General features: G+C 62.6%; 13 protein-coding genes. 10 read left to right on the forward strand and 3 right to left on the reverse strand.

What is annotated here, in order from left to right:
- Positions 1–98: 98 nt before the first annotated feature.
- From V6590_RS05745 to V6590_RS05755, 3 genes are all read right to left on the reverse strand, one after another.
- Complete coding sequence (locus V6590_RS05745) at positions 99–308, reverse strand: hypothetical protein (RefSeq protein WP_335420819.1); 210 nt, start codon at positions 306–308, stop codon at positions 99–101.
- A gap of 183 nt (positions 309–491) precedes the next feature.
- Complete coding sequence (locus tag V6590_RS05750; RefSeq protein ID WP_335420822.1) at positions 492–758, reverse strand: hypothetical protein; 267 nt, start codon at positions 756–758, stop codon at positions 492–494.
- A 128-nt stretch (positions 759–886) separates the two neighbouring features.
- Positions 887–1,195 (reverse strand): hypothetical protein, encoded by a 309-nt coding sequence (locus V6590_RS05755; protein ID WP_335420823.1) that lies wholly within the window; start codon positions 1,193–1,195, stop codon positions 887–889.
- 88 nt (positions 1,196–1,283) lie between these two features.
- On the opposite strand from V6590_RS05755, the gene V6590_RS05760 reads away from it, so the two are divergent.
- The 10 genes from V6590_RS05760 to V6590_RS05805 all read left to right on the forward strand — a co-directional run bounded on the left by V6590_RS05760 (position 1,284) and on the right by V6590_RS05805 (position 5,975).
- Positions 1,284–1,565 (forward strand): hypothetical protein, encoded by a 282-nt coding sequence (locus V6590_RS05760; protein WP_335420825.1) that lies wholly within the window; start codon positions 1,284–1,286, stop codon positions 1,563–1,565.
- A complete protein-coding gene (locus V6590_RS05765; RefSeq protein ID WP_335420827.1) occupies positions 1,562–1,708 on the forward strand; it encodes a hypothetical protein in 147 nt (48 codons plus the stop codon). The genes V6590_RS05760 and V6590_RS05765 overlap by 4 nt, the downstream gene beginning before the upstream one ends.
- Before the next feature lie 306 nt (positions 1,709–2,014).
- Positions 2,015–2,356: a RusA family crossover junction endodeoxyribonuclease gene (locus V6590_RS05770; RefSeq protein ID WP_335420830.1), complete on the forward strand. Its 342-nt coding sequence runs from the start codon at positions 2,015–2,017 to the stop codon at positions 2,354–2,356.
- Complete coding sequence (locus V6590_RS05775) at positions 2,353–3,207, forward strand: hypothetical protein (protein ID WP_335420831.1); 855 nt, start codon at positions 2,353–2,355, stop codon at positions 3,205–3,207. The genes V6590_RS05770 and V6590_RS05775 overlap by 4 nt, the downstream gene beginning before the upstream one ends.
- Entirely contained in the window at positions 3,204–3,812 is a 609-nt protein-coding gene (locus V6590_RS05780; RefSeq protein ID WP_335420833.1) for a hypothetical protein, read from the forward strand. Before V6590_RS05775 ends, V6590_RS05780 begins: the two co-directional genes overlap by 4 nt.
- Positions 3,809–4,300 carry a helix-turn-helix domain-containing protein gene (locus V6590_RS05785; RefSeq protein ID WP_335420835.1) on the forward strand — a complete coding sequence of 164 codons (492 nt, stop codon included), beginning with the start codon at positions 3,809–3,811 and terminating at the stop codon, positions 4,298–4,300. The genes V6590_RS05780 and V6590_RS05785 overlap by 4 nt, the downstream gene beginning before the upstream one ends.
- On the forward strand, positions 4,297–4,695 hold the full coding sequence (locus tag V6590_RS05790; RefSeq protein WP_335420836.1) for a hypothetical protein: 399 nt from the start codon (positions 4,297–4,299) through the stop codon (positions 4,693–4,695). The genes V6590_RS05785 and V6590_RS05790 overlap by 4 nt, the downstream gene beginning before the upstream one ends.
- A 137-nt stretch (positions 4,696–4,832) precedes the next feature.
- Positions 4,833–5,081, forward strand: a complete 249-nt coding sequence (locus tag V6590_RS05795; RefSeq protein ID WP_335420838.1) for a hypothetical protein — start codon at positions 4,833–4,835, stop codon at positions 5,079–5,081.
- Positions 5,078–5,722 carry a hypothetical protein gene (locus V6590_RS05800; protein ID WP_335420840.1) on the forward strand — a complete coding sequence of 215 codons (645 nt, stop codon included), beginning with the start codon at positions 5,078–5,080 and terminating at the stop codon, positions 5,720–5,722. The genes V6590_RS05795 and V6590_RS05800 overlap by 4 nt, the downstream gene beginning before the upstream one ends.
- Positions 5,715–5,975, forward strand: coding sequence for a hypothetical protein (locus V6590_RS05805; RefSeq protein WP_335420842.1), 261 nt, complete (start codon positions 5,715–5,717; stop codon positions 5,973–5,975). Before V6590_RS05800 ends, V6590_RS05805 begins: the two co-directional genes overlap by 8 nt.
- Positions 5,976–6,000 lie beyond the last annotated feature (25 nt).

The following is a 6,000-nucleotide window of genomic DNA, read 5'->3' on the forward strand; positions in this document are numbered from 1 at the left end:
TGGCGTTGGAAAAGGCCCCGGCCCGTATGGGCGCACCGTTCACAGGCCGGGGCAGTTGGCGCGGCGGGATAGCAGGCGACCGCCGCGCGGCTGGGAGGTCAGTCACCGCGTGCGCGCATCCATCCGTAGCCAACAACGTCGCTCGGGTTGATGCCGGACGCAGAAACGTCAAAGGGCCAAGGGTTGGTCTTCAGCCATTCAGCATGCCAAGCTGCGTGCTGGGCGCGAATGGCTTCCTCACGCGCGGCTTGCTCAAGGCAATCCTCAAGATCGACTGCCATCGGCGGGTCTTGATCTTCGCTGCGCATCGGCTTGGCTCCCATCTTCACCGGCTGTTCGCGGTGGGTGTGGGTGTATAATGTATCCGCAATAGAGGACAGTCAAGCGGAAACGTTCGCTATAGAGGATAAATTTTCGGCGGCTGAGAATCGGCAAATGAAAAAGCCCGCCGTGCTGGGGCGGGCCGGTTTTGGCTGTGTGTCGCTGTCGCGTCAGATCGCGTTGGAAAATTGCTCTTGCAGGGCCGCCCTGGCTAGATCGACTGTGTGGCCTATTGCTTCGCGTCCGACCTGAACGCCCTCAGGGTCCAGCAATATGGCGACACGGAACGGCCCGCGCAGATCAATGGCAATCCGACAGCCTTCCGGCGCTTTGATCGGCTCGTCAACGATTTCTTTACACATGTGTGCGCCCGATTCACGATCTGTATTTGGTGCGTCGCATCGCCTTTTAGCAGGGGTCACAGCAAGGCGCACCATCCCTAGCGGGTTGCGTTCTTCATTCGTTCCTATAATCTTTCAGTCTTACAAGAAACGGGGAATTGCCATGCTGCTGAGTGATTTTGTCAGGTTGCTTTCCGGTTTGTCCTCTGCCCAGAAGCGCGCCGTTACTGACGCTGCAAACCGGGTCGCAGAAGCGTCAGCACTGCTTCGCGCGCCTCAGGTGCCCGCTTCATCGCCCCCAGAAGATCGGCATCCTCCTGGGTGATCTCGAACCCATAGATGACGTGGGCCAAGCTGACCGGCACGGCCTCGCAAACTGCCATCAGCTTTTCTATGGTCGGGTCTTTGCCTTCCTTTAGGATGCCGTGAATATAGCCTGGGCCATTGCCGGACGCGATAGACACGGCCCGCATGCTGTTCCCGCTGCTCTTGATCGCGGCCTCAAGCCGACTGCGCCAATCAGTATTTTCCATGTGCAGATTATCCGCAAAAGCGGGCAAAAACGCACGTCCTCTATAGAAAACGCTTGAGGTATCCGCTAAAGAGGATACACTAGGCGGCATGGCACAAATCACTCGCAAACTCCTCATCGAGATTGAGGCTTTCCTCGCGGCCAGCGGCATGGGGGAAAGCTATTTTGGCAAGGCAGCGGCGGGCAACTCTGAACTGGTTGCCCGACTCCGTGACAATCGGCGGGTATGGCCCGAGACAGAGGCCAAGGTCCGCAGGTTCATCAAGAGCCGTTCCGCTATCCTCAATGGAGGACATAAGGGCGGCAAAACGCCGCAACAACCCCCCGCAGCGAAAAATGTCGCACAGGCGACAGACGGGCCCGCGCAATGACCGAAGCCGAGCAACTGGCCGACGCCATTCTCCGCGCTGCCGGTTCCGGCCTGCGCCACTACACGCCCCGCAACCGCGCCGAGATTATCGCAGCCGCACAAGCCCAGATTGACGCCATCCGCGCAAAGGGGCAGGCGCTATGACCCCATCGCCGCAACCCGCCCCGGCATCCGAAGCCACCACGCAAGCCGGGGCGGGCGCATGAATGGACATATCCGCCATTTTTACGCTGCCTGCCGCCGAATTGCAGGGCTGGCATGGGGCGCTATGCCTTGGCCTGCAGCCACCAAGGGACGGGGAAATAGCAGCGCTGCAGACCCGGGCCAGGGCGCTCGGGATCGTCCTATCGGCGAACTCATCGCTCGTCGCTCTGAACGTGTCTGCAACCGCGATACAGGCCGCGCTAGCCGGTATCGGCGCGTCCACATCATCCTGAGCGAGGGGCGCAAGTGAAAGTTACCCTGCCATGGCCGCCTGCCGAGCTCAAGCCGAACGCCCGCGCGCATTGGGCATCCAAGGCCCGCGCCGCAAAGGTCCACAAGAACGCCTGCCAAATCATCTGCATGGGGCAGGGCATACGCGCTCTGGGCTGGCCTTCCATGTCTGTGTCGCTGCTGTTCTGCCCGCCGTCGCGGCGCAAGGGGGATCTGGACAACATGCTTGCCGCGATGAAGTCCGGCCTTGACGGGCTGGCTGCGGCGTCTGGGGTCGATGACTCCAAGTGGAAAATCACAATCGCACGCGGCGAACCCGTCAAGGGCGGTGCCGTGCATGTGGAGATTTCGAAGTGAGCGGAACCGTCAATGTAGCCCGCGACCTCTGGGATGATCCGACCTTCAAGGACTCGGAAATGTCCCAGCGTGAGGCTTGGATATGGATGATTGCAGAGGCGTCATGGAAGGACCGCGACCGCCGTGTTGGGGCGCATGAAGTCGCGTTGAAGCGCGGCCAGTTCGCAGCGTCAACGCGGTTCATGGCAGGGGCTTTCATGTGGTCCGAGGCTAGGGTGCGTCGCTATTTGGACATGCTCGAAAATCGACGCATGATACGACGCGAAACCGACGCAGGCGTTACAGTCGTAACTATCTGTAATTACGACAATTATCAGAACAAGCCGTCAAGCGGCGACGCAGACGCGACGCAGCAACCGACGCACCAGCGACGCACCAGCGACGCAAACGAGAATAAGGGGGAAATAAGGGAAGAATATATTGGTGGTGGTGGTGGCGCGCGCGCACGCGAGGCTGGACCAGCTTCCCTAGCAAATCCGACCGACCCGACCTTGCGGGAGCGCATACTCGCAGCCTGCGGCGTTGACCCGTCAGGGCTGACCGGTCACGGCGGGAGGATGATCGGCAAGGCCCCAGAAATGGCCGAGATCACCAGCCGCATGGCCGCCCGCAACCTGACGGATGCCGAGGTTTTGCAGGTGGTTCGGGAAACCATGCTGGCCAAGCGCGAACCCGGCCCGCCGTCATCGCTGCGGTTTTTCCTGGACCCGCTGGACCGCTACGCCGCAGCGCGCGACGCCCCGGTGCCCCAGCTTTCCCCAGCAACTCCACGCCCGTCATCCCGTCAACCCACCATCGCAGAAATGACCGCCATGATCCGTGGCACATACCCAGCCGGAGCCCCGCAATGAGCCTGCACGAGGATGATATCACCGCCCGCCTGACCCGGTTCCTTGCCCGCAAATCCATGCCGCGCCGGTTCGAAAACAACCCCATGGCCCAGGCTGACGAACTCCGCGCCCTGACCGAAGCGATCCAGCGCAGCGCCCCGCGTTCCACCGAAGCCTTGGCCGACTGGTGGGCCTTGTTCGAAATCAAGCTGGACGAAACCGCAAGCTCACTTTGGCCTGTGGTCAAGGAAGTTTCCGACGCGGCCAAATCCGTTCGTGGCGTGGCGCATATTGACCTGTCCGGCAAGCCATCGCTGGACCCGGCAGAGATACAGGCCAAGCGACTGGTCGAGGGCAACGGCTTCGCAGAAACCGCCCTGTACGGCGTACTGGCCTGCGAGATCATCGCCCGCCGCCTGATCGACCGCGACACCATGATCCAGCGCCGCAGCCAAGCGTTTTTCGCCCGCAAAGACCTCTACGGCGAGGAAGCCGCGCTTCGCTGGGAAGCCGACGCCAAGGCGACGCACGAGGCCGCCAAGGTCGTCTGGTCCGAGCGCGAAAACCGCCAGCCCCGCAACATCCAGATCCCCGACATTTCACACCGACCGGAGGCCGCAGCATGAACGCAATCACCCATCAGACCGCTAAATCCCCCCTGCACGCATTTTGGCGCGCCGGGCGGCAGAAGTTCGTTCCGTTGACCCAGGATGAGCTTGACCGGGCGGGCGTTGACTCATGGGCCCGCCGTTCTCTGGCCGGTCGCGGCTTGGCCCGGGCCGATAATCGCAGCATCTGGGAACTGACCCCGGAAGGCGTGCGGGCATTCAAGCGCGTGCTGGAGCGCGACAACAGGCCGGACCCATACGAGGCCACATCGAACGTGCTGTTTGCCGAGGTGCTGTCGAAGCTGCTGGACAAGCCTCTCAGCAATTCCGGCTTGGCGGCGCAGATCGGGCGCAGCGGCGGCACCACATCACTGCGCGTCAAGCAACTCTGCGAATTGGGCTTGGTTCGCCGCACGCACCACATCGGCAAGACCGGGCAATGGGCTGTGATCGCCATCACCGACGCGGGCCGGGCATGGCTGGCAGAGCATGGGGCCGCGCAATGACCGTTGAAATCCCAACCATCTACATCACCGACGACTGGACCGTTGACGATATCCACACCGAGGACGATTGCGACGACGCCCACGCCCTGCTGACTGCGCTAATCGTCAGCATTGAGGCGCGCATGGACGATCTGGAGATTGCCGGGGAAGCGCTGTCGATCGATTACAAGCGCTGCAAGTCGGCCCTTCGTTGGAAAAAGGCCGCCATGCAGGTGGTCAACACCAAGCGCGGTAAGCTGAACCGCCTGCGCCAAGAGCAATACCACACAGACCGCAAGTCGCGCCTATGCGCCTATTTCGCAGCGATGCACCCTGTCGAGTATGAGCGGGCCATTCGCCATGTCGAAGCTGGCACCGACACGCTTGTCACCAAGCCTAGCAGGGCAGCGCAATGACCCTGCCGCCCCACATGGCCTACGCCCTGTCGCTGGTCGGCGTAGTGGCCGCGGCAACCAAGCCAGCCGCCGTCACATACCCCGCACCATGGAAGCCCGCCAAGCCCGGCGATGAGCCCCCGTTCTAGGAGATACGCATGACCCACCACACGCACCACGTCCGCCACTACCACACCGACGTCGGGGCAACGCATGTGGCCATCAGCCTGCCGCCCGTGCCAGGCATCGAGATCACCGCAGACCGCAGCGAAACCGCCCCGCGTCAGCCGATCATATGCCGACCGAAGCCCAAGCGCCGCTTGGCCGGTGCCGTGCTGCAAGCCGAAATGGCCCGTCGCGCCGAATGGGTGCGCCAGGCTTTGCGCGAAACGGAGGATGACGCATGACCAGCAAAGCCGCCAAGCGCCGCGCCCGCAAGCGCCGCGTCATCAGCCTGCCCGGTGGCGTGGAGATCGCACAGCGCCCGACAGGCCGCGACCGCACACACACCAACCAGCCAGCCGAGGACGCCAGAAAGCCCGCGCTGCAGGCCCGCTGCCGCATGGCGGGCTGTCCGACTACCCCGGAACAGTTGCGCGCCTCTACGGCCCCTCTCCGTGGCTCTGCGGTGGGGCTGTGCATCGAGGCAATCCACCACCAGCCCGAAAAGCGCGCCCGCCTCTGGGACACATGGCAGGCCATCAGCGCCGCTCGGGAAAACTACCGGCTGCGCTATCTCGGCACCACGGGCCACCCCCAGGCTGCAGCAATCGCCATGATGCCCGACCCCATGGAGACGGACCCCAGCTTGCGCGTTGACCTGCGCACGGCAGAGGAGCGGGACACGGCAGCCAAGCGCGCCGATCACGAATGGTCAAGGGCCATCGAAGCCCTGCCGATGCCGCAGCACCGCATGGCGATCCGCTCTGCCATTGACGGGTTCATCGGCGGCGATGTTGGGGCGCTATGGCGCGATGCAAGACCCACGCCTAACGGGCAGATGGTGGTCAGGGCGCTGGAACTGTTGACGGAGGCACGCAATGGGTGATCAAAGGGCGATATCGGCGCTAAAGGATTTGATTGACGCAATCGAAGCTGGCACTGCCACTAAAGACAAAGAAGGGTGGATGCACTTGCCGATGACCAGCCTTGGCGGCGGTCGGTTCCGGTCGGTCATTGGCACGGCCTATGACGCGTACAACGGCTCGCTTGACGCGGCCAAGGCGCTGCATGGTGCTATGGCTCAAGATTGGGGAGCTACATATCTAACTAGCCAAAAATACCTTGCGGAAATTGGCTAGGTAGGTTATCACGGTGCAGAAGGAG

The organism is Gemmobacter denitrificans (genome assembly GCF_036964905.1).
Classification (GTDB): Bacteria; Pseudomonadota; Alphaproteobacteria; order Rhodobacterales; family Rhodobacteraceae; genus Gemmobacter; species Gemmobacter denitrificans.

Bases quoted from the DNA above. Each gene is read 5' to 3' on its own strand.
- V6590_RS05785 (WP_335420835.1), top strand. From the start codon at position 3,809: ATGAACGCAATCACCCATCAGACCGCTAAATCCCCCCTGCACGCATTT.
- V6590_RS05800 (WP_335420840.1), top strand. From the start codon at position 5,078: ATGACCAGCAAAGCCGCCAAGCGCCGCGCCCGCAAGCGCCGCGTCATC.
- V6590_RS05750 (WP_335420822.1), bottom strand. From the start codon at position 758: ATGGTGCGCCTTGCTGTGACCCCTGCTAAAAGGCGATGCGACGCACCA.
- V6590_RS05755 (WP_335420823.1), bottom strand. From the start codon at position 1,195: ATGGAAAATACTGATTGGCGCAGTCGGCTTGAGGCCGCGATCAAGAGC.
- V6590_RS05805 (WP_335420842.1), top strand. From the start codon at position 5,715: ATGGGTGATCAAAGGGCGATATCGGCGCTAAAGGATTTGATTGACGCA.
- V6590_RS05780 (WP_335420833.1), top strand. From the start codon at position 3,204: ATGAGCCTGCACGAGGATGATATCACCGCCCGCCTGACCCGGTTCCTT.
- V6590_RS05760 (WP_335420825.1), top strand. From the start codon at position 1,284: ATGGCACAAATCACTCGCAAACTCCTCATCGAGATTGAGGCTTTCCTC.
- V6590_RS05765 (WP_335420827.1), top strand. From the start codon at position 1,562: ATGACCGAAGCCGAGCAACTGGCCGACGCCATTCTCCGCGCTGCCGGT.
- V6590_RS05790 (WP_335420836.1), top strand. From the start codon at position 4,297: ATGACCGTTGAAATCCCAACCATCTACATCACCGACGACTGGACCGTT.
- V6590_RS05795 (WP_335420838.1), top strand. From the start codon at position 4,833: ATGACCCACCACACGCACCACGTCCGCCACTACCACACCGACGTCGGG.
- V6590_RS05745 (WP_335420819.1), bottom strand. From the start codon at position 308: ATGCGCAGCGAAGATCAAGACCCGCCGATGGCAGTCGATCTTGAGGAT.